The organism is Streptomyces sp. NPDC093064, from assembly GCF_044754605.1.
GTDB lineage: Bacteria > Actinomycetota > Actinomycetes > Streptomycetales > Streptomycetaceae > Streptomyces.
This window is the reverse complement of record NZ_JBIVPK010000082.1, coordinates 1-20,027: the sequence shown is the minus strand read 5'-3', so window position 1 is coordinate 20,027 and position 20,027 is coordinate 1. Positions and strand designations below refer to the sequence as shown.

Annotated in this window: 18 protein-coding genes; 10 read left to right on the top strand and 8 right to left on the bottom strand. The window is 72.8% G+C overall.

Annotated features, from left to right (window positions below; genetic code table 11):
- Positions 1-108: 108 nt before the first annotated feature.
- Positions 109-1,095: a nucleoside hydrolase gene (locus tag ACIQFZ_RS40940; RefSeq protein ID WP_402693704.1), complete on the bottom strand. Its 987-nt coding sequence runs from the start codon at positions 1,093-1,095 to the stop codon at positions 109-111.
- Positions 1,096-1,403: 308 nt separating this feature from the next.
- Here ACIQFZ_RS40940 and ACIQFZ_RS40935 point away from each other — a divergent pair, with 308 nt between their 5' ends.
- Complete coding sequence (locus ACIQFZ_RS40935) at positions 1,404-2,174, top strand: hypothetical protein (protein WP_365420579.1); 771 nt, start codon at positions 1,404-1,406, stop codon at positions 2,172-2,174.
- A 108-nt stretch (positions 2,175-2,282) separates the two neighbouring features.
- Here ACIQFZ_RS40935 and ACIQFZ_RS40930 read toward each other — a convergent pair whose 3' ends face one another.
- The 5 genes from ACIQFZ_RS40930 to ACIQFZ_RS40910 form a co-directional block, all read right to left on the bottom strand.
- On the bottom strand, positions 2,283-3,626 hold the full coding sequence (locus ACIQFZ_RS40930) for a helix-turn-helix domain-containing protein (RefSeq protein WP_383061379.1): 1,344 nt from the start codon (positions 3,624-3,626) through the stop codon (positions 2,283-2,285).
- Positions 3,627-4,031: 405 nt separating this feature from the next.
- Positions 4,032-5,420 (bottom strand): extracellular solute-binding protein, encoded by a 1,389-nt coding sequence (locus tag ACIQFZ_RS40925; protein ID WP_402693703.1) that lies wholly within the window; start codon positions 5,418-5,420, stop codon positions 4,032-4,034.
- A complete protein-coding gene (locus ACIQFZ_RS40920) occupies positions 5,420-8,239 on the bottom strand; it encodes a substrate-binding domain-containing protein (protein WP_402693702.1) in 2,820 nt (939 codons plus the stop codon). The genes ACIQFZ_RS40925 and ACIQFZ_RS40920 overlap by 1 nt, the downstream gene beginning before the upstream one ends.
- Before the next feature lie 4 nt (positions 8,240-8,243).
- The gene (locus ACIQFZ_RS40915; protein WP_365420588.1) at positions 8,244-8,606 is read right to left on the bottom strand and encodes a hypothetical protein; all 363 of its coding nucleotides are present in this window, start codon (positions 8,604-8,606) and stop codon (positions 8,244-8,246) included.
- 241 nt (positions 8,607-8,847) lie between these two features.
- On the bottom strand, positions 8,848-9,909 hold the full coding sequence (locus ACIQFZ_RS40910) for a hypothetical protein (RefSeq protein ID WP_402693701.1): 1,062 nt from the start codon (positions 9,907-9,909) through the stop codon (positions 8,848-8,850).
- 125 nt (positions 9,910-10,034) lie between these two features.
- Here ACIQFZ_RS40910 and ACIQFZ_RS40905 point away from each other — a divergent pair, with 125 nt between their 5' ends.
- The 5 genes from ACIQFZ_RS40905 to metG all read left to right on the top strand — a co-directional run bounded on the left by ACIQFZ_RS40905 (position 10,035) and on the right by metG (position 16,261).
- Entirely contained in the window at positions 10,035-10,475 is a 441-nt protein-coding gene (locus tag ACIQFZ_RS40905; protein ID WP_383061385.1) for a hypothetical protein, read from the top strand.
- 148 nt (positions 10,476-10,623) lie between these two features.
- Entirely contained in the window at positions 10,624-11,544 is a 921-nt protein-coding gene (locus ACIQFZ_RS40900; protein ID WP_376652333.1) for a hypothetical protein, read from the top strand.
- Positions 11,545-11,640: 96 nt separating this feature from the next.
- Positions 11,641-12,558 carry an endonuclease/exonuclease/phosphatase family protein gene (locus ACIQFZ_RS40895; protein WP_402693705.1) on the top strand — a complete coding sequence of 306 codons (918 nt, stop codon included), beginning with the start codon at positions 11,641-11,643 and terminating at the stop codon, positions 12,556-12,558.
- A 115-nt stretch (positions 12,559-12,673) separates the two neighbouring features.
- Positions 12,674-14,368: a VWA domain-containing protein gene (locus ACIQFZ_RS40890; protein ID WP_402693700.1), complete on the top strand. Its 1,695-nt coding sequence runs from the start codon at positions 12,674-12,676 to the stop codon at positions 14,366-14,368.
- Positions 14,369-14,545: 177 nt separating this feature from the next.
- Positions 14,546-16,261: a methionine--tRNA ligase gene (gene metG / locus ACIQFZ_RS40885; protein ID WP_402693699.1), complete on the top strand. Its 1,716-nt coding sequence runs from the start codon at positions 14,546-14,548 to the stop codon at positions 16,259-16,261.
- 69 nt (positions 16,262-16,330) lie between these two features.
- Here metG and ACIQFZ_RS40880 read toward each other — a convergent pair whose 3' ends face one another.
- Entirely contained in the window at positions 16,331-16,540 is a 210-nt protein-coding gene (locus tag ACIQFZ_RS40880; RefSeq protein ID WP_402693698.1) for a DUF397 domain-containing protein, read from the bottom strand.
- Positions 16,537-17,412 carry a helix-turn-helix transcriptional regulator gene (locus ACIQFZ_RS40875; RefSeq protein ID WP_402693697.1) on the bottom strand — a complete coding sequence of 292 codons (876 nt, stop codon included), beginning with the start codon at positions 17,410-17,412 and terminating at the stop codon, positions 16,537-16,539. Before ACIQFZ_RS40875 ends, ACIQFZ_RS40880 begins: the two co-directional genes overlap by 4 nt.
- A 153-nt stretch (positions 17,413-17,565) precedes the next feature.
- Here ACIQFZ_RS40875 and ACIQFZ_RS40870 point away from each other — a divergent pair, with 153 nt between their 5' ends.
- The 4 genes from ACIQFZ_RS40870 to ACIQFZ_RS40855 all read left to right on the top strand — a co-directional run bounded on the left by ACIQFZ_RS40870 (position 17,566) and on the right by ACIQFZ_RS40855 (position 19,933).
- Positions 17,566-18,141 (top strand): ATP-binding protein, encoded by a 576-nt coding sequence (locus tag ACIQFZ_RS40870; protein ID WP_402693696.1) that lies wholly within the window; start codon positions 17,566-17,568, stop codon positions 18,139-18,141.
- Between the two features lie 144 nt (positions 18,142-18,285).
- The gene (locus ACIQFZ_RS40865) at positions 18,286-19,242 is read left to right on the top strand and encodes a helix-turn-helix domain-containing protein (protein ID WP_402693695.1); all 957 of its coding nucleotides are present in this window, start codon (positions 18,286-18,288) and stop codon (positions 19,240-19,242) included.
- An 89-nt stretch (positions 19,243-19,331) separates the two neighbouring features.
- Positions 19,332-19,679: a hypothetical protein gene (locus tag ACIQFZ_RS40860; protein ID WP_365420613.1), complete on the top strand. Its 348-nt coding sequence runs from the start codon at positions 19,332-19,334 to the stop codon at positions 19,677-19,679.
- Positions 19,676-19,933 carry a hypothetical protein gene (locus tag ACIQFZ_RS40855; RefSeq protein WP_390872905.1) on the top strand — a complete coding sequence of 86 codons (258 nt, stop codon included), beginning with the start codon at positions 19,676-19,678 and terminating at the stop codon, positions 19,931-19,933. The genes ACIQFZ_RS40860 and ACIQFZ_RS40855 overlap by 4 nt, the downstream gene beginning before the upstream one ends.
- The last annotated feature ends 94 nt before the right edge of the window (positions 19,934-20,027 follow it).

Genomic DNA, 20,027 nt, shown 5'->3' with positions numbered 1-20,027 from the left:
ACCGGCACATGCCCCACCTGCCACCGCGGCATCCCCGCTTCAGCTCCGCCAGAACACCACCCACGCCAGCCAACCTAACGAAGTACTACTAGCGGGATGCCCCAGGGCCTAGGTGTATTGATCCGCAGCGCTGTCCCCGGTGCCCTCGACGGTGGTCAGGTACAGCCGGACGTACCGCTCGGCGTCGATGTCCAACGCCACGTCCACCAGGGCCTGTTCGCGGGCCTCTCCGTGCAGTTCCGCCTCGCCCGGACGCGGGCGGCGGTCGACGACCGTCTGCCCGCGGGCCGGGCCCGGCGCGAGGTTCACCTCCACCGGCAGCCGGTGGGTGGTCAGCCCCTCCGGGTCGGCCACCGAGCACGCCGTGCCCGCGTCGCCGAGGACGCCGTGCGGGGCGTCCTCGCCGGCGGCCGGGTCGGGGCGGGACAGCAGCAGTCCGGCCAGCCGGGCGCCGGGCTCGTCGCGCCCGCACAGCCGCCGTACGTCCGCCTCCGGCACGAGCACCCGCTGGAACACGTCGAGCCCGTACATCGTGATCGGCACGCCCGCGGTGAGCAGGACCGCCGCGGCCTCCGGATCCTGCCAGACGTTGAACTCGGCGACGGGTGTGGCGTTTCCCGTGGCGACCGCGCCGCCCATGAACACGATCCGCTCGATGTTGCGGGTGACCTCGGGGTGGGTGCGCAGCAGCAGGGCGATGTTCGTCAGCGGCGCGGTGGGGATCAGGGTGACCGGACGGTCGCAGTCCAGGATCGCGTGGCGGAGCAGGGTCACCGCGTCCACGTCGGCGGGACGGCGGGACGGCGCGGGCAGCCCGAGGTCGCCCATGCCGTCCAAGCCGTGCACATGAAGGGCGGTGCGCAGGGGTTCGAGCAGCGGCCGCTCGGCGCCCCGCGCGACCGGGACGGCGGGAGCGCGCGCCTGCTCCAGGACGGTCAGCGTGTTCCGTACCACCTGGTCCACTTCCGCGTTCCCGGCCACACAGGAGACCGCGCGCAGGTCGAGGCCCGGGTGGCGGACGGCGAACAGCAGGGCGAGCGCGTCGTCGACGCCGGTGTCGCAGTCGATGATCACAGGAGTGGGCCGCGAGGTCACAGGGCGCTCCTTCCGTCGTACGGGCTCCGCCGTACGGGCTCCGCCGTGGAGGTTCCGCCGTGGAGGTTCGGCCGTGGAGGTTCGGCCGTACGGGTGCCGCGTTCAGGTGCCGTGTACGGGGCCACCACCATCGTCACTTGCCCGGCCCGGTGCCGCGCGCTCCCGTCCGCCGGCCTTCCCCGCTCCACGGCGCTCACCCGGACGGACCGGCGCGCTGGTGGGCGGGGCCGCCCGGTGGTGCCGTGGGAGGAGCGCCGCCGTCCGGACGCCAGGTCCGCGGCGTGCGTTCCGTCCGTCTGGAGGCATGCATGTCCCGTACCCCGGCCCGTGTCCTGGCCGCCTCCGCGCTCTGCGCGGCCGTCCTGCTGACCGAGGCCGCCTGCACCGCCGGGCAGTCCGGCCGGACCGTCCACGCCTCCGCGCCGGCGGCCACCCGCCGGCCCGGCCCCGACGCCGCGGCGCCGGACGGGGCGCTCACGCCGGACCAGGCGCGGACCGCGTTGCTGACCCAGGCCGACCTCGGATCGCGGTGGGCGCCGACCCAGGGCGCGGCGACCTGGCGGGACGGCGTGCTCAAGGCGCGGGCCGACACCACCGAGTGCGGGCGCCTCCTCGACGCCCTCTACACCGAGGAACCGTTCGGCACGCCCTCGGGCACGCACGCGGTGGCCGCCTACGACGACGGCGACGACGGGGCCCAACTGCGCCACCAGGTGCTCGCGCTGCGCGCCCCGGACGTGGACCGCACCCTCGCCTGGCTCAAGAACATGCCGCAGACCTGCGCAAACTTCACCGCCTCGGCCGCGAAGTCCGACTTCCTGGACGTACGGGTCGCGGACCTCCCACTGCCGAACGCCGGCGACGCCCGCCAGGGCCTGCGTCTCACCTTCACCGCCGAGTCGTACGAGGACACCCTGACCACCCTCACCCTGGACCTCGCCACGGTTCGCGTCGGCGACGACGCGATCGTCCTCACCACCGGCACCCTGGGCACCCCGCTGCGGGACACCACCGAACAGGCGGTCCAGCACGCCGTGGACCGCCTGACGGCAGTGCACAAGGCAGGGACCCGGACCTGAGCCCCGGCCGGCCGCCGTCGCCGGTCACGCGTGATCCGCACCCGCAACGGCCGTGCGTACGCACGGATTTCGGGGCCACGCGCCGCCGCCCGCCGCGGCGGGCGGCCGTCACAGCGGCGGCTGTGCCGGGGCCGGGCCCAGGGTCGTGGTGCCGGGGGCGGTGCGGTGGCCGAGGCCGGTGCGGTAGGCATCCAGGGCCGCCTCCACGCGGCCGGTGCGGCGCAGCAGATCACCGAGGAGGCGGCACAGGTCGGCCAGGTCGCCGACCGCGCCCGCCCGCTCCAGCAGGCTCAGCGCACGCACGTAGTGCTCCTCGGCGGCCTCCGTGTCTCGGGCGTCCTCGGCGATGATGCCGAGCAGGCGGTGCGCGGCGGCGGCGTGCACGGCGCCCCGCTCGGGGGAGAGGTCGCCCAGGACGTTCCGCAGCAGGTCGGCGGCCTCCTCGGACTTGCCGCGCCGGTGCAGGACGTCGGCCAGCTCGACCGCGACCTGGCTGGTGTAGAGCGCGGCGCGCTGGGCGGACAGCATGGCCTGGGCAGACCTCAACTCCTCCTCGGCGCGCTCAAGTTCGCCGTTCTGGGCGCAGACGTAGCCGCGCATCCAGTGGCAGTTGGCGAGTTCGGTGCGCAACTGGAGGGCGCGGTAGAGCTCGGCGGCCTTGGCGAGCGAGGCGTCGGCCTCGGCGATCCGGCCCTCGGCGAGCAGGGTGCGGGCCACCGACCGGTGCATCCGGGCCACCAGCGCGGGATCGCCCGCCTGCGGGGCCAGCGCGAGCGCGAACTCGGCCGCCTGGGCCGCCCGCGCGTGCGCCCCCATGTCCATGTACGGCCCGATGACGCCGGCGTAGAGCAGCAGCAGCGCGTCCGGGTCGTGCAGCCCGCCCCGGTTGAGCTCGTCGAGGGTGGACTCCAGCAGGTAGACGGCGTACCGCAGTTCCCCCGCCAGGTAGTGGGAGACGGCGCGGCCGCGCAGCGCGGGGACCCGGGCGGGCAGCGGCGCGTCGGCGAGGGCCCGCTCGGACCGTTCGAAGAACTGCCGGCCGCTCTCCAGTTCGCCGGTCTCCAGGGCGCATTCGCCGAGCCCCAGCAGCGCCTCGGCCTGGACGTCGACGAGTTCGTGCTCCTCGGCCTCCGCCAGCAGCCGCGTGTACTGCTCGGCCGCTTTCACGGACTCCCCGGTGGCGAGGGTGCGCCGGGCCTCCGTCAGCCTGAGGCGCAGGTCGGTGGCGAGATGGGCGGGGCGTCCGGTGGCGAGTTCGTCGAAGGCGACCCCGAGCCGCTCGGCGAGGTGCCTGAGCGCCTCGTCGGAGGGCCGGACCCGTCCCGCCTCGAGCGTGGAGATATACGCGGGGGTGTACGCCGGCTCCGCCAACTGGCGCTGAGTCAGGCCTCGTTCCCGCCGTAGCCGCTGCACCCTGCGCCCGATGGTCTCCGGGTCGTCCCGCTTCGCCATGCGGGTCATCATGCCAGTAAGCCGAGTTGCGGCGAGCCGTCTCGACTGACCTGAGGTCAGCACCGGACCTTACGCCCAGCGAACCCCAACTCGCCCTGGTGTCCTTTTCGTTCGACCTCCTCACCCCCTACGTTGGAGGGTGCGTTAAACGCGCTTAATCCATCACTGTCGCTGCGAGGTCGGTTGCCGTGCTCGGACGCACTGTCGCGCGCCAAGGACACTTCTCCGCACGTTGCGTCAGAGGATTCGGCGCGGCCGTCATAGCCGTGGCCGCCCTGGTCGCGGCGGCAAACGCCGGACCGATGCCCTCGGCCGACCCGGTCCCCGCCCCGCAGGCGGTCCAGAGCCGCTAGTGCTGCGACAGGCAGCCGGTACCGCGCGTCGGCGCCCCCGTCGCGCTCGCGGTCAGCCCGGCAGCGCCCGGCGCAGTGCCTCGTCCAGCCGGCCGGCCAGCACCGCGTCGCTGGGCGGGGCGTCGGAGAACAGGGCACCCAACTGAGCGGTGAAGGTCTGGGTGAACGCCCCGTAGAGCGGAGTGCGTGGTCGGGAGACCGCCCGCTGGAGGGCGGGCAGCAGGATGCCACGGGCGTAGCCGGGACGGCCGGCCGTGTCGCGGGGCATGCGGTCGGTGCTCTCGCCGGTGGGTGACGCCGACGGCGAGCCGCCGGAGGCGGGCACGGACGTGCAGCGGACGCGGTCGTCGGTGTACGCCGACGTACGGGTCGCGGCGAAGCCCGCGTCCAGCAGGCAGCGTTCGCTCTGGGGGCTGGTGAGGAACGTGATCAGCTCGGCCGCCTTCCCGGCCCGCTGCGAGGACCGGTTCACCGCCAGGTTCTGCCCGCCGAGCACCGCCCGGCCGGGCAGCGGGGCCACGCCGAGCCGCTGCTCGGTGAAACTCTGGTGGAGCGTGCCGTAGGCGTACGGCCACTGCCGCAGAAAGGCGGTGCGGCCGTCCTCGAAGTCGCTGAGCGAGGACGCCTCGTCGGAGCTGACGGCGCTGTCCAGGGTGTACGGCTTGTCGGTACGCCGGCGCAGCTCCGCGATGCCGTCGGTCAGCTCCCGCAGATCGGCGGTGTAGTGGCCGGAGGCGTCGGTGAGCGCGAAGTCGTCGGTCGCCGAGGCGAACGCCTCCACGGCGTTGACCGTACGGCCCTCGTAGGCGGCCAGTTGCGTGGTCCAGAGCTTCTCGTACCCCTTGGGCGGGCGCGCGTCGAGGGTGTCGCCGAGGCCGAGCAGGTCGTGCCAGGTGCGGATCGCGTCCGGGCCGGTGCGCTGGACGCCCGCCCGGCTCAGATAGTCGCGCCGGTAGTAGAGCAGGCCGACGTCGCTGTTGAACGGCACCGCGTACACCTGGCCCTTCCAGCGGGCGGTGTCGGCCACGGACGCGATGACATCGTCGTCGACGGCCTCGTCGGACAGTCGCCCGATCAGGTGCGCCTCGGCGAACTCCGGTACCCAGGTGACGTCCAGGTTGACCACGTCGTAGTGGGCGCTGCCTGACTGGAGCGCGCCCAGCAGCTGGCTGCGCTGCTGGTCGGCGGAGCCCGGCAGTTCCACCAGGCGGGCGTGGTAGCCGGAGTCCTGCTGCTCCTGCTGCCGGTTCCAGGCGTCGATGAGCTGCTGGCGGACGCCGTTCTTGCCGGTCACGTCCCGGCCGCTGGCCACCACGATGTCCCCGGGCACGTCGGCGGCGGGCGTCTGCCCGTCCCGTGGCCCGCCCCCGGTGCAGGCGGTGGCCACGAGCAGCGGCAGCACCAGCAGGCGGGCAAGCGTCGCGGCCGGTCGTCGTGCCATCAGTGCTCCCCCGTCCCCACTCGGGCGACCTCGTCGCGCAGGCCCCTGCCGGGATCGTCGCCCGCGTCCAGGCAGCGGCCGCCGCTCGCCTCGGCGATCCGGGCGTCCGGCCGGCCCGTGTCGCAGGAACCGCTGATCAGGGACACCATGTCCACCGGCACCTTCGCCTTCCGCGCCCGGGCCAGCACCTCGTCCAGGTTCTTCCCGGTCAGCCGGTCGCTGTCCTCGTCGTCGGTGATGTAGACGATCAGCTGCGGCCGCTGGTCGTCGGTGCCGCGGCCGGCCATGTCGTCCAGCGCGGCGAGCAGCGCCGCGTGCGGGTCGGCCTCGGCGTCGCGCACCTGCGCCTCGGCGTCGACGACGTGCTCGGCGTCGGTGCGGCGGTGGTGCCCGAAGGGGAGCAACTGCTGGTAGGGCTGGTCGCCGGAGGTGCCGTAGACCGCCCACACCCCGTAGTCGTCCTGGGCGCCGAGCCCGCCCAGGGACTGCTTCAGGATGCCGGGGCCTCCACTGGGCCCCGGCCACTGCGTGCTCATCGAACCGGAGCTGTCGAGGAGGTAGAGGACCCGGCCGGGGCCGTGGGCGCTGCGGTACCGCGTGAGGGCCTCCTCCATCGCCGTCCTGCGGGCCGCGCCCGGCAGCGGGCTGGGGCCGCGCAGCACGCCCACGCCGGCGTGGTCCGCGTCGAGCAGCCGGTGGCCGGATTCCGTGGCCGACCGGAAGCCGTCGGCGGCGAACGCGGCCAGGCCTTCCTCTCCGATGAGCCAGGTGCGGAAGCGGTCGACGGTGTCGTCCCGCGCCGCCGCGTCCCGGTCGCCGCCCTCCCAGCGGACCCGCACGAAGGTGGGCGTCAGCGCCGGTACGTCGGCGGGGTACTCGGCGATCCGCGGCACACGTGTCGTCCGCGCGCAGCCCACCCCGCTCCTGAGCAGGAACTCCGGGACGAGCGCGGCGGTGAGACCGTCCGCGGCGCGGTCGGCCGGCAGCGCGCACAGCAGCTCGGCGGCGGTCGGCGAGGGCGGCCTTGCGGGGCGTACGGCCTGCTCGGCGGCGCGCGAGTCGGCGGTGCCGCCGTACAGGCCGATGGTCGCCAGCAGGGCGGAGTCGGTGAACTCCGGGTCGGGCCGCAGCACCCCGACGTTCGCGTCCTGCTTCCTCAGGTTCGCGATCAGCCCGGACAGCGGCAGCCCGACGCGCTCGTCCAGTCCGGCCCCGGCGAGGTTCTGCGGGACGGCCAGCACGACGGGCGAGTACGCGAACGGCTCTCCGTCCGGGTGGAGTTCGACGTAACTGCGGGTGGTCCAGTCGGTGGTGACCCGGGCCGCGTCGGTGCCCGAGGCGGGGATCCACACGTCCGGCTGCGGCCCGACGTCCCGCTGCGGGTTGGTGTCCTCCACGCGGGGTTCCTGCCAGGCGTCGCTCTGCCGGCGCAGCGCGGTGACCGCGGCGGTCGCGCCCGCGCTGTAGACGGTGAGGCCGCTGCGGCGGCAGCCGTGCCCGGTGGTGTTCGCCCGCGAGGTCAGATACGCGTCGGCGGCGGCGCGGACCGTCGGCTCCAGGTCGGGGTCGGTCAGCAGGCGCAGTTCGAGCGGCGGCGCGCAGGAGTGGCCGCCGCCGGGGTAGACGAGCTCGTAGCCGCCGGCACCGAGCGCGGCGAGCGCGAGCACCAGCAGCGCGCTCACCACGACCCGGGCCCTGGTGCGCAGCCCGACGAACCGGTCGATCACGGCACGCGCCCGGGCACGCGACACGGCGAACAGGGCCACCAGGAGACGGACCGGGCCGCCGGTGCCGGTCCTCGGCCCGGTGCCCGTCTGCCCGCCCGGTGGCTCGGTCCGCGGCGGCTGTGTGGAGGACTGCGCCGAGGGCGCGGGCTCCTCGGACGACTGCCCCGGGTCCGGCGCGGGTGTGCTCGTCTCCTCCGGCTCGCCCTCCCGCACCGGCTCGCCCTCCCGCGCCGCCAGCAGCACGTCCGTGCCCGGCTCACCGGCGAACTGCGGCTCCCACAGATCTCCGAGCGGGGTCCTGCGGCCCGCCTCGAGCATCTGCCCGCGCAGCCGGTCGAAGAGCTTCAGAAAGGACAACTCCCCGTTTGAGTCGAGGAGTTGTGCGAGTTCTTCGGTGAACGGGGTGGCTCTCGTGCCGTCGCCGGAGTCGATGAGCCGGTTGGCCTGCACGCTCATCAGCAGCAGGATCCGCCGGCGGTCGGCGAAGTCGTGCCACACCTTGGCGGCGTTACCCGCGTAGCAGCAGTCGAGGATCACCACGATCCGCTCGGCGCGGCTCCCGGCGAGCACGGTGAGCATCCCGGTGAACGCCTCGGCGCCCGGGAACACGGCCCGGCCGCCGGCGACCACGCGCGCGTTGCGCATCTGAAGGAACAGCTCGTCGCCCGCGCTCGGCACGGCGCCGTGTCCGGCGAAGTAGCACAGCAGCAGGCCGTCGGCGTCCTGGGCGGCGGTGCGCAGCGCCTCGCTGAACTGGTCCAGGGACGGCGAGGGCAGGACGGTGACCTCCCCCGATCCGCCGGCGTCCTGGCCGCCGGCGCCCTCCTGATCGCCCGTGTCCTCTCGCCCGGCGGTGGCCTCCCGCCCGACGGCGGCCTCCTGCCCGTCGGTGGCCTTCCGCTCCCCGGTCTCCTCCCGCCCGCCGAAGATCCCGCCCCGGCGCAGCACGTCCTCCAGCCGCTCCAGGTTGTGCCGGACGGCGGGCAGATGGCCGGGAACGCCCTCCGGATCGTCCGGCTGCGTGTGCTCGTACTCCCAAACCCCGACCAGCAGCGCCCGGTTCACCCGCCCGCGCGGGTCGAAGCGGTCCACGGGGCTACCCCTCGTCGTGGTGCACCGGATCGACGTGGGTCTGGGGTGAGTCGCCGGACTCCACCCGGCGGCGGTTCTCCAGCCAGGCCGCCACCGCCCGCCTGGTCTGCGCCACCAGCTCGTCGAACACGGCTTCGGCGCCCGCGCCGAGCAGGAACAGCAGGATCTCCATGCCGGCGCCCATGCGACCGGGCGGCACGTCCGAACGCGGCTGCTCGACAATCCGCAGCCGTCCCCCGCTGACCAGCTCCTCCAGCGGTTTCTCCCGCTCCAGCCACGCCTTCAGCGCGCCGACGTCCTTGTTGCTCGCACTTCCGTCCAGCCGGACCCGTACACCTCGGCCGGCCACGCCATCCCCCTCAGCCATAACTCACCATCCTGGCACCGCGACACAACTCTCCGGGAGGGCGCATTTCGGCCACACCGGACCCGTACGGACCTCGGGGAACCCGGGCCAAATCTGCACCAGACCCGCACCAGACCCGCACCAGACCTGCGTCAGACCCGCCTCGGACCTACGCCAGATCTACGTCAGACCCGCCTCAGACCTGCGCCAAATCTGCGTCAGACCCGCCTCAGACCTGCGCCAAATCTGCGTCAGGCGCGCCTCAGGCCTGCATCTGCAGGTGGCTCAGCTGGCGGCGCACATGGTCCAGCGCGCCCTCGCGCCGGCCCGGCACCCGGCCGCGCAACTCCGCGAGCACCGGGCCGAGTTCACGGGCCCGTTCGGGGTCGTGGATCAGCCCCCACTGGTGGTGGGCGCGGTCGACGGCGGTCTCGACGGCCACGGCGTCGGCGGCCTGGCCCATGGCCAGGCGGGTGGTGGCCACGGTCAGCCAGCCCCGGCAGCTGCGGGCGGCGTCGCCCGCGAACATCGCCAGGTCCGCGCGGACCTCGGCCCAGTGCAGCGCGTCCTCGGAGGCCGCTCCGTGGGCGAGGGCAGCGGCCCGCTCCCAGCGGGCGGCGAGCGCGTCGGCGTCGCCGTGCCGGCCGGCCTGCACGCAGGCGGTGATGGCCGTGTGCGGGTCGGCCGGCCCCGGCCCGTGCGCGGCGAGCACGAGGCCGGGGCCGCCGTCCTCCTCGGTCAGCCGCGACAGCGCCTGCTCGTGCAGCTCCGCCGGGGGCGGCCGGTGCCCGCTGCGCAGGATCGTCGCCACCGCTCTCATGTACGCCGGTGCCGCCACCGTGCGCCGGGCCGGCGGCGGTGCGATCCGGCCGTACAGGGCGATGTTGTGCCCGCAGTCCAAGGGGCGCCCGCGCAGCAGCTCCCAGCTCTCCGCGTCCGCGTGCAGGTCGGCCACGACCGTGGTCGTGCCGTCCGGGCGCAGCCGGAGCTCCTCGCGCAGCCAGTGCCAGGGCAGGGCCGTGTAGCGGACGGTCGCCGGGGTGGTGCGGGCGAGCGCCAGGTGGGGCAGGCGCTGGCGGCGGTCCAGCTGGAGCTGGCCGGCGAGGAACACGGTGAGCGGGCCGGGCGCCGCCGCGGCCGCGCGCAGCCGGGTGAGCACGGCCTGCGGCTCCAGCGGGTCGGCGAGCTCCACCACGGTCGCGGTGTCCGTGCCGGACAGCACGGAGGGCGCCACGGCGGCCAGCACCGGCAGCACGGACGCGGCGTCCACCAGACGTCCCCTGCCCACGGGCGCGGCCGCGAGCAGCAGCACGGTTCCGGGCATCGTCCCCCCGTGTCGTGATCCGGTCGGTCGCGTACGTCAGCACGTTAACCGCTCCACCGACTTGCCAGGGCCCCTTCCCCGGTGTGCTCTGGTAGGCGGGGGCGAGGAGAGAGAGGAGCGCTCTCATGGCTCACGCGGCACCCGTGTCCGGTATCACCACCCGCACCACCCGCCCACCCAACCTGTTCAGCGACCGGGCCCATGCCATCGGCCGGTGGGCGGGACCGCTCGCACTGGGGCTCGTCTACGGCTACTGGGCCGCGGCCGACCGGCGCGGCGGCGGACCGATCACGGGCTGGAACGTGCTGTTCGGCTTCGTGACCACGATCGTGTTCACGGTGGTCCTGGCGGCCGTCCTCATCGTGGGCCCCCGGCTACGGCGGGAGCAGCACGCCGCGCTGTGGTTCGCCTTCATCGGCGTGGCGTTCGGCTTCCTCTACAGCCAGAGCGGCCACGCGATCGTGCCGATGGTCGGCCTGTCGCTGGGGATCGCGATCGTCGCGGGCCTCTTCTGCTTCTACTGGTTCTACACGCACGAGGACGCGGCGGGCCGTCGCGTGAGTTGACCCGCTGACTCGCTGACCCACGTCAGTCGACCCGGACCGACCGAATCGACCGAACCGATCGACCCGCTCTCCCGCCGGTCACCCGAATGCCGCCCCTCCGCTCGCGGAGGGGCGGGCGACGGCCTTGGCTGAGAACGTGTCCCGACGTATGCGAAGCGGTCTGTCGGCCGTGCTCATCGCGCTCTCGTGCCTGCTCGTGCCGTTCGGCGTGCTGTCGGCCTGGGCGGCGTACGGGCTCTCCGACACCGGTCGCTACGTCACCACGATGGCGCCGCTCGCCGACGACCCGGACGTGCGCGACGCGATCGCGGACACCGTCGGGGACGGGATCGTGCAGGAGATCGGGCACGGGCTGGACGACCGCGTGCGCCCCGGCACCATCACCCCCTTCGTGCACGACGCGGTCCGCTCGTTCACCCAGACCGAGGCCTTCCGCACGGCGTGGAACGAGGGCAACCGGGCCGCCCACGACGCCGTGCTGCGGGCCCTGCGCAACGAACGCGACCCGCTCGAACGACCGGTCACCGTCGACCTCGCGCCCGTCACCGCCCAGGTCAAGGCCCAGCTCGCCCAGGACCACGTACCGCTCGCGAACCGCATCCCCGTCCAGCACACCGAGGTCGATCTGCTTCCGGCCCAGCAACTGGGCCGCCTGCGGAAGGGGTTCCACGTGCTCGAAGTCGCCGGTTTCTGGCTGCCGGTCGCGGCCGTCGCGTTCGCCGTCGCCGGGCTCGCCCTGGCCGTCCGCCGCCGCCGTGCGGTGACCGCCACCGCGCTCGGCACCGCCCTCGGCGGCGCGCTGCTCGCCCTCGCCGTCGCCATCGGCCGCAGCCTGACCCTCTCCGACCTGCCCGCCGAGGTCTCCCAGCCGGCCGTCGGCGCCGTGTACGACGCCCTCACGGCCACCCTGCGCACCACCTCGTGGATCCTGGTCGCGCTCGGTCTGACGGTGGCCGCCCTGACCTGGCTCTCCCGGCGCCCACGCCGGCCCTTCCGCCGCCGCCGGGCGGCCGAGGCCCCCACCACCCAGACCCGCCCCCAGCAGCCGCCGCCGCGCGTGCGCGTCTGACCTCGCGCGCGGGATGCCCGGGGTCCGTGGCGACCCCGTAGGCTCGTCGTCGTGACCAAGCAGGGGGGACGGTTCGCGGGCTGGTGCGCCGGGCTGATGTTCGCGGGGGTGAGCGTCGTCGTCGTGTGCCGGCTGGCCGACAGCGACGGCATCACACCCGTACCGCAGCTCCTCGCCTTCCTTCCGTGGCTGCTCGTGCCCACCGGACTGGGCCTGGCGCTCACGCTGCGCGGACGCTGGTGGGCGGGGGCGGTGTGGGGCGTGGCGCTGCTGGGGCTGCTGGCGTGGTTCATCGAGCCGTACGGCAGGGTCTCCGCGCCGGCCGGCCATGCCGTGGCCGGGGTGCGGGTGCTGACCTCGAACGTGCAGTTCGGGCGCGGTGCACCGGCCCTCGTCCCGGTCATCCGCCGCGAGCGGCCCGACATCGTCTTCGTCGAGGAGTGCGAGTACACCTGCCAGGCGACGCTGGACCGGGAGGTGGGCGGCGACTACCCGTACCGGCGGGCGGTCCGGGCGGGTGGTTCGCAGGGATCCCTGATCCTCAGCCGCTACGCCCTGCGCGGCACCGCCGGAGTCAGCGGCACGATGGGCATGCCGGGCGCGGTCGCCGACGTCCGCGGGCACGCGGTACGCCTCCAGCTCGCGCACCCGATGCCGCCGCTGCCCGGCCAGATCGCGCTCTGGCACCGGGAACTCGCCCGGCTGCGCGCCTTCGCCGCGGCGGACCGTACGACCCCGACCGTGCTGGCCGGCGACTTCAACGCCTCCCAGGACCACGCGGCCTTCCGCCGCATCATCGACGCCGGACTGCGCGACGCCGCCCGCCTGGCCGGCGCCGACCGCGCCCCCAGCTGGCCGGCCCGTACCGCGCCCACCCTCGGCGCCCAGATCGACCACGTGCTCGTCTCACCGGACTTCTCCGCGACCGGCGCCCGCTTCCTCGCCCTGGCCGACACCGACCACCGCGCGCTGCTCGTCGACGTCACGCTGCACGACGGCCGAGGATCGCATTGACACGGCCCGCCTGCCGGTACTCGCCCCTGCCCAAGATCACTACTCGGGGCCGCTAACCTTACGTGTCCGTCCTGGCCAGGGATTGACGGGCATCAACTCACGAAGGGTTGCGCACATGGGCATTCTCACTCTCCTGCGGAACGCGTTCGGCCGATCACGCAAGGGGCGTACGGCCGAGGCAGAGGGTGCGGAGCAGACTCCAACCCAGGAGCCGACCCCCACCGCTGCCCAGCAGCTGGAGCCGAAGGTCCCCGCCCCGGCGGCCGAGTCCGCCCCCGAGCCACCCGCCGCCGTCCACGTCCCGGACCCCCGGGCCTCCACCGGCGACGAACACGATCTGGTCTCAGCCGCCTTCGACAACATCACCGTCCCCAAGCCGGCCACCCCCGTGGACCCAACCGACTCGACACCGGAGGAGCCGGCCCCGACCCCCGAACCGGCAGCTACGGAACCGGAGTCGGAGCCCGAGGCAACACCCGAACCGGTGGCCGAGGAGCCGACCCCGGCAGCCACGGAGCCGGAGCCCGAGCCGACCCCGGAGCCGACAGCCGAAGAACCGGCCCCGGCCCCCGAACCGGCGGCTACGGAACCGGAGTCGGAGCCCGAGGCGACACCCGCCCCCGAGCAGACCCCGGAACCGGTGGCCGAGGAGCCGACCCCGGCAGCCACGGAGCCGGAGCCGGAGACAACCCCGGAACCGGTGGCCGAGCACCCGACCCCGGAGCCCGAGCCGACCCCCGAACCGCAGGTCGAGGCCGAGCCCGAGACCAAGGCGGAGCCGGAGGCCGACGCTCCGCAAGCCGCCGACGGCGAAGAAGCCCCGCAGGGGCCACTCGCACCCGACGACGAAAGCCGCACGGGTGATGCGGGTGGGAACGAACCGGCCGAAGGCGAAGCCGAGGCCGAGCCCACCCCCGAACCGGCAGCCGAACAGCCGACCACGGAACCGGAGCCGGAACCGGAGCCCGCGGCTGAGCAGTCGCCCTCACCGGCCGAAGGCGAAGCCGAGGCCGACACCGACACCGACACCGACACCGACACCGAAACCAAGCCGGAGCCGGACGCCGAAACCGACACTGAGCCGGACGCCCAGTCCGAGCCGGAGCCGGCCGCCGAACCCAAGGCGGAGAACACGGGCACCGAGCCCGCCACCCCCCTCGCCCACATCCACTCGCACGCCCCCGCCCTCACCACCGCCTACCAGTCCGCCGCATCCGCCCTGGCGAAGTACGACCTCACCGGCGCCCGCGCCAAGGTCTACCTCGTCCTCGACCGCTCCGCCTCCATGCGCCCGTACTACAAGGACGGCTCCGCCCAGGCCCTCGGCGAGCAGACCCTCGCCCTCGCGGCCCACCTCGACCCCGAGGCGACGGTCCACGTCACGTTCTTCTCCACGGAGGTGGACGGCACCGGCGAGCTGACCCTCGCCGAACACGAGAACCGCGTCGACGACCTGCACGGCTCCCTCGGCCGTATGGGCCGCACCAGCTACCACGCCGCCGTGGACGCCGTACTGGCCCACCGCGCGGAGTCGGCCGACGACCCGGCGACCCCCACCCTGGTGATCTTCCAGACGGACGGCGCCCCGGACGCCAAGACCCCGGCCACCCAGTCCCTCGCCGACGCGGCGAAGAAGCACCCCTCCGTCTTCTTCTCCTTCGTCGCCTTCGGCGAGCACGACAACAAGGCCTTCGACTACCTCCGCAAACTGAAGACCGACACCGCGTCCTTCTTCCACGCCGGCCCCACCCCCCGCGAGCTCACGGACCAGGAGCTCTACGAGGGCGTACTGGCGAACTGGCGCCCGTGACCCACGGGCCCCACGGGACCACGCGCCCGTAACCACGCCACACCAGGGCCGCCCCTTCCCACCCCTCAAAACGGGAAGCGGGCGGCCCACCCATGTCGGCTACGATTTCAAGGTTCCGTAGACGACCCGCACCCGACGAGATCGTCACCCCACGTAGCGACTTGGGAGCAGCCCGCGATGGCTCGACACCTCATCACCAGCGCCCTTCCGTACATCAACGGGATCAAGCACCTGGGCAACATGGTGGGGTCCATGCTCCCGGCGGACGTGTACTCGCGCTATCTGCGCCAGCGCGGCCACGACGTCCTGTACATCTGCGCGACGGACGAGCACGGCACCCCGGCGGAGCTCGCGGCCAAGGAGCAGGGCCTCCCGGTCGACGAGTTCTGCGCGCAGGCGCACGACGCGCAGAAGGCGGTCTACGACGGCTTCTCGCTGGCCTTCGACTACTTCGGCCGCAGCTCGTCCCCGCAGAACCGCGAGATCACGCAGGAGATCGCCCGCGAGCTCAAGGCGAACGGGTTCATCGAGGAGCGGGCCATCCGCCAGGTGTACTCCAACGCCGACGGCCGCTTCCTGCCCGACCGGTACATCATCGGCACCTGCCCGCACTGCGGCTACGACAAGGCGCGCGGCGACCAGTGCGAGAACTGCACGCGGGTACTGGACCCGACCGACCTGATCGAGCCGCGCTCCGCGATCAGCGGCAGCAACGACCTGGAGGTCCGCGAGACCAAGCACCTCTTCCTCCTCCAGTCGGTGCTGGCCGGCGAGGTCGAGGCGTGGGTCGACGAGCGCGCCGACAACTGGCCGGTGCTGGCCTCCTCGATCGCCCGCAAGTGGCTCACCGAAGGCCTGCACGACCGCGCGATCACCCGCGACCTGGACTGGGGCGTCCCGGTTCCGGCCGACACCTGGCCGGAGCTGGCCGCCGAGGGCAAGGTCTTCTACGTCTGGTTCGACGCCCCGATCGAGTACATCGGCGCCACGAAGGAGTGGGCGGACCAGGACCCGGAGAACCGGGACTGGCGCTCGTGGTGGTGGGAGTCGGACGCGGACGTCCACTACACGCAGTTCATGGGCAAGGACAACGTGCCCTTCCACAGCGTGATGTTCCCGGCGACCCTGCTGGGCACCCGCTCGCCGTGGAAGAAGGTCGACGTCATCAAGGCCTTCAACTGGCTCAACTACTACGGCGGCAAGTTCTCCACGTCGCAGCGGCGCGGTGTCTTCACGCACGACGCGCTGGAGATCCTCCCGGCCGACTACTGGCGCTACTTCATGATGGCGAACGCGCCGGAGTCCGACGACTCGTCCTTCACCTGGGAGCACTTCACGGCCACGGTGAACAAGGACCTGGCGGACACGCTGGGCAACTTCGTCAACCGGGTGCTGTCCTTCTCCCGCAAGCGCTTCGGCGACGCGGTACCGGAGGGCGGCGAGCCGGGCGAGGCCGAGGCGCGGCTCGGGGAGGAGATCGCCCGCCTCCTCGCCGAGTACGAGGAGCACATGGAGGCCATCCAGTTCCGCAAGGCGGCGGCCTCCCTGCGCGCCCTGTGGTCGGCGGGCAACTCCTACCTGGAGGAGAAGTCCCCCTGGCTGGAGATCAAGACCGACAAGGACGGCGCGGCCCTCACCCTGCGCACCGCGATGAACCTGATCCACCTCTACGCGGTGGTCTCGGAGCCGTTCATCCCCACCTCGTCGGCGGCCATGCGCGCGGCGTTCTCCCTGGACGGCGACACGGCGACCTGGGTGACCCCCGCCGAGGCGGCCTCCCTGGCCACCGTCCCCGCCGGCACCCCGTTCACGGTCCCCCCGGTCCTCTTCGCCAAGCTCACGGACGACGACCTGGAGACGTACAAGGAGCGCTTCGGCGGCTCGGACGAGTAGGGCTCACCGCTTGAGCACAGGGGCCCGGGAACGACTTGTTCCCGGGCCCCTTCGCACTCCCTCGCCGGGTCAGCGTTCCGAGGCGTAGGCCACGAAGCCCTTCCACGCGTCGCGCGTGAGCGCAAGCTGAGGGCCTCCTTTGTTCTTGGAGTCGCGAACGTGCACGGTGCCGGGGGTGACGGCGAGCTCAACGCAGGAGTTGCCGTCCGTGCCGCTGCTGTAGCTGCTCTTGAACCACGCCAGTTCGGAGGCGTCGCTGGCGAAGGCCTTGCGGATCATGTTTCTCCCAGCAGTTTCTCGATGAAGGCCAGCGACTCCCTCGGGGGGAGTGCCTGCGCCCGGATCGTGCCATACCGCAGTTCAAGGATGCGAAGCTGCTTCGGATCGGCAATCGTCCGCCCGTTGAACGCCCCGTCGGAGCGTCCCACTGCCGTACCGTCCGGGAACTTCAGCAACTCGATCTTGCCGTCCACTCCTGGGTGAGCATCCGTGTTCGTCGGCATTACCTGAAGCGTGACGTTGTTCAACCGCCCCACCTCCAACAGACGTTCGAGCTGGCGCTGCCACACCATTGTGCCCCCGACCTGTCGGCGCAGGGGTGCCTCTTCCATCACGAAGTGGAGCGACGGGGCCGGGACGCGTTCGAAGACGGACCGCCGGGACAGCCGCGCGGCCACCATGCGCTCCACATCGTCCGCGGAGTAAGGCGGTTGTGCCGCCTCCATCAGTGCTCGGGCGTGCTCCGGAGTCTGCAGGAGCCCGTGGATGCTGTTGCACTCGTACACACCGATCTCTACCGCGCTGGCCTCCAACTTCCCCAGTTCCCGAACTTTCTTCGGATACCGGACCTTCTTCACGTCCTCCCAGGATGCCGTGATGAGCCCGCCCGCGCCCAACACCTCGTCGGCCTTGTCCAGATACTCCTGCCGGGGAATCCGCTTCCCGCCCTCGACCTTGTAGACAAGGTCCTCTCCGTACCCGACCGCCTCCGCGAACTCGGCGGCGCGCAGCCCCTTCGCCTCTCGCCGCAGCCTCAACTGCCGGCCCACAGTGGTGATGACGGCCACGCCCCACTCATCGTCCGGATCCACCTCCCACCCCGGCTCGTCCGCCTGGTCCGTGACCCGCCGCACCTCGCCGTCCACCGACATCCCGCACCCTCCGTCGTACCGCCGTGCCACAACGCCGCTGCCCGTAAGCCCAGTTCAGACAGCCCGGACAGCAGTGGACAAGCGCCGGACAGTCACCCTACGTATCAGCGCTGTCACTGTTCACGGTAAGCACGCACGGCCACGCTCGGTCACGTGAACAGCGAAAAGTCCACCCAACTTCTCTTGCCCACCGACCACTTGAGCGTGCTGCTGTCGCCCACGCCCCGCGGCACCCGCCTCGCCCGGCTTCTCGCCATGGACTGGATGCGTACGCGCGACCTGCCGCACCGCGTGGCCGAGGCCGCCGAACACGTTGTCGCAGAACTCGCCGCGAACGCAGCCACCCACGGCCGGCTCCCCGGACGCGACTTCCGCCTGGCACTCCTGGACCGCCGCGCGACCCTCCGCATCGAGGTCACGGACACCCGAGGCGACGACCTCCCGCGCCGCCGCCCACCCGCCCCCGACGCCGAGTCCGGCCGTGGCCTGCTCCTCGTCGAGTCCCTCGCCGACCGCTGGGGCGTACAACTCGGCCCGATCCCCCGCAAGACCGTATGGGCGGAACTCGACCTACCAGCGACGCGACCACCGCAGACGGCGCACGCACCGGAACCCGACCGCGTGTGCTCCGGTGCCGTCGGCGGTCTTCCCCAAGGAACACAAGAGGGAAAGAAACCGCACCAAGCCCCACCCCTCCCGCCCACGGCGCACGCTCACTCCCACGGGTGAACATCACCAACTGAGCTGGATTTCTCACCGGTTGCCTGCCCTACGCTCAGCGCAGCACAGCACAACCTCAGACATACAACGGCCCTCGCCGGGACTGGCATCCCACTGCGAGGGCCTGACCACCAAGGAAGCAACACCTTCCCGATGGATACCCAAAACACTAGCGCGCACCCGCACGCCCAGTCCCGTAACGGCGGCAAAAACCACCCGCGTCGACGGACCCGTGGGCACGTGAACGCCCACCCCGGCGGTGTCATCCACGACAACACCCGCCACACCACCCGCTTCACGGTGATCGGCAACCACCTCGCCCAACACCCCGAGTTGTCGGGGCTCGCCATCGGGCTGGCGGTGCACATCCAGTCTCTCCCCACCGGCACCCCCGTCGACATCAAGACCCTCACCGCCCGTTTCCCCGAGGGCCCGACCCGGATCGCCGCCGCGCTGCGCGAGTTGGAGACCCACGGCTACCTGCGCCGCACCCGCGAACGCACGGAGAGCGGCCGTATCGTCACCCGCACCGTCTCCTGCAACCAACCGGGCCGACACCGCGACCACAACACGCCTGAAGCAGCAGCACCGAAGCCCCCGGCCCGCCGCGCCACCACGGTCCCGCAGCAGGAACCCGCACGCCGCCGGGCCCTTCCCGCCGTACCGAAGCCCGCGTACGCCTCCCCCGTCCTCCTCCGGGCGGCCACCGAGGTCCTCGCCGGCCTGCGCCGCACCGACCCCCGCCTGATGCTCTCCGCCACCGATGCCGAACACCTCGCCCCCGGTGTCGCCGCCTGGCTGGAGCGGGACCTCACCCCCACCGCCGTCCGGCACGCCCTGACCAGCGATCTTCCGGCGGAGCCCCTGCGCCGCCCGGCCGCCCTCCTGGCCCACCGCCTCACCGCCCGGCTCCCGCCCCTGCCGCCGTTCAGCACCCCCGAACCGCCCCCACCCATCAGGCACCCGCTCCGCAACTGCGAAACCTGCGACCGCGGCTACCGAGGCCCCGACCCACACAACTGCCACGGATGCATGTCAACGAGCACGGGGCCCGGGAGCCCCGACTCCGGTACACGCGTGGCGCACCCCACCGCGCAGGCCTGGCCGTGAGCGGCCGGCCCGGTCCCGCCGCGCTTCCGGTCCGACTCCGCCGCGACCCCGTCCGGATACCCTGGCCAGGGCACCCTGTGGAGGACACCATGAGCACTCAGGCCGATCACGGACACGAGCTGATCCCGCGCCCCGAGCAGACTCCTGACGCCCTGCGCACGGCTCTCGCCGTCGTCGCTCCCGGTCGCCTGTACGAGATGCAGGCCACGAAGGACGACGCCTTCGCCAAGGCCGTCGAGTGGCAGTCTCTGAGCCCCGTGCGAGGCTGGGTCCTCACCTGGGCCAGGGACATCGAGATCGCCCGGCGCCCCGACCTGTCCTCCCGCCTCGCTCACGCGCAGAGCAGGTTGGAACACGAGGACCCTGCCACCGCTGAGGAGGCGCTGCGCGAGCTGAGCGCCGTCCTGGACGAAGCCATGGAAGCAGTACGCGGTTGAGCTGGAAGTGGGAGTACGCCTTCGGTGCGGAGCAAACCGCCCGCACCGCACCCGCCAACTTTCTCGCCGGGGTACAGAAGAAGGCGGACGAGCTGGTCAGAGCCGCCGAAGCCGTCCACCTCCACGGCCGTGCTCACGCGGACATCGACCCGAAAGGCGGCGACGTCATCGTGCCCGGCGGGATGTTCACGTATCAGGTCGTCGTACGCAGTGAACGTGTCTACGTCGTTCAGATCACTTACCTGGGGTTCTGAGAGGACGTTTTGAGCCGGTATGTCCGCTTCGGATGCGGGCTTGAGTTGGCCACGGCTCGGAAGGTCACGCGGTCCCTTCGGCAGCTTCTACAGT

Excerpts from the sequence above, each read along its gene's own strand:
- ACIQFZ_RS40900 (WP_376652333.1), top strand. The coding sequence starts at position 10,624 with ATGCGAAGCGGTCTGTCGGCCGTGCTCATCGCGCTCTCGTGCCTGCTC.
- ACIQFZ_RS40905 (WP_383061385.1), top strand. The coding sequence starts at position 10,035 with ATGGCTCACGCGGCACCCGTGTCCGGTATCACCACCCGCACCACCCGC.
- ACIQFZ_RS40880 (WP_402693698.1), bottom strand. The coding sequence starts at position 16,540 with ATGATCCGCAAGGCCTTCGCCAGCGACGCCTCCGAACTGGCGTGGTTC.
- ACIQFZ_RS40930 (WP_383061379.1), bottom strand. The coding sequence starts at position 3,626 with ATGGCGAAGCGGGACGACCCGGAGACCATCGGGCGCAGGGTGCAGCGG.
- ACIQFZ_RS40860 (WP_365420613.1), top strand. The coding sequence starts at position 19,332 with ATGAGCACTCAGGCCGATCACGGACACGAGCTGATCCCGCGCCCCGAG.
- ACIQFZ_RS40890 (WP_402693700.1), top strand. The coding sequence starts at position 12,674 with ATGGGCATTCTCACTCTCCTGCGGAACGCGTTCGGCCGATCACGCAAG.
- ACIQFZ_RS40925 (WP_402693703.1), bottom strand. The coding sequence starts at position 5,420 with ATGGCACGACGACCGGCCGCGACGCTTGCCCGCCTGCTGGTGCTGCCG.
- metG (WP_402693699.1), top strand. The coding sequence starts at position 14,546 with ATGGCTCGACACCTCATCACCAGCGCCCTTCCGTACATCAACGGGATC.
- ACIQFZ_RS40910 (WP_402693701.1), bottom strand. The coding sequence starts at position 9,909 with ATGCCCGGAACCGTGCTGCTGCTCGCGGCCGCGCCCGTGGGCAGGGGA.
- ACIQFZ_RS40935 (WP_365420579.1), top strand. The coding sequence starts at position 1,404 with ATGTCCCGTACCCCGGCCCGTGTCCTGGCCGCCTCCGCGCTCTGCGCG.
- ACIQFZ_RS40915 (WP_365420588.1), bottom strand. The coding sequence starts at position 8,606 with ATGGCTGAGGGGGATGGCGTGGCCGGCCGAGGTGTACGGGTCCGGCTG.
- ACIQFZ_RS40895 (WP_402693705.1), top strand. The coding sequence starts at position 11,641 with ATGTTCGCGGGGGTGAGCGTCGTCGTCGTGTGCCGGCTGGCCGACAGC.
- ACIQFZ_RS40875 (WP_402693697.1), bottom strand. The coding sequence starts at position 17,412 with ATGTCGGTGGACGGCGAGGTGCGGCGGGTCACGGACCAGGCGGACGAG.
- ACIQFZ_RS40865 (WP_402693695.1), top strand. The coding sequence starts at position 18,286 with ATGGATACCCAAAACACTAGCGCGCACCCGCACGCCCAGTCCCGTAAC.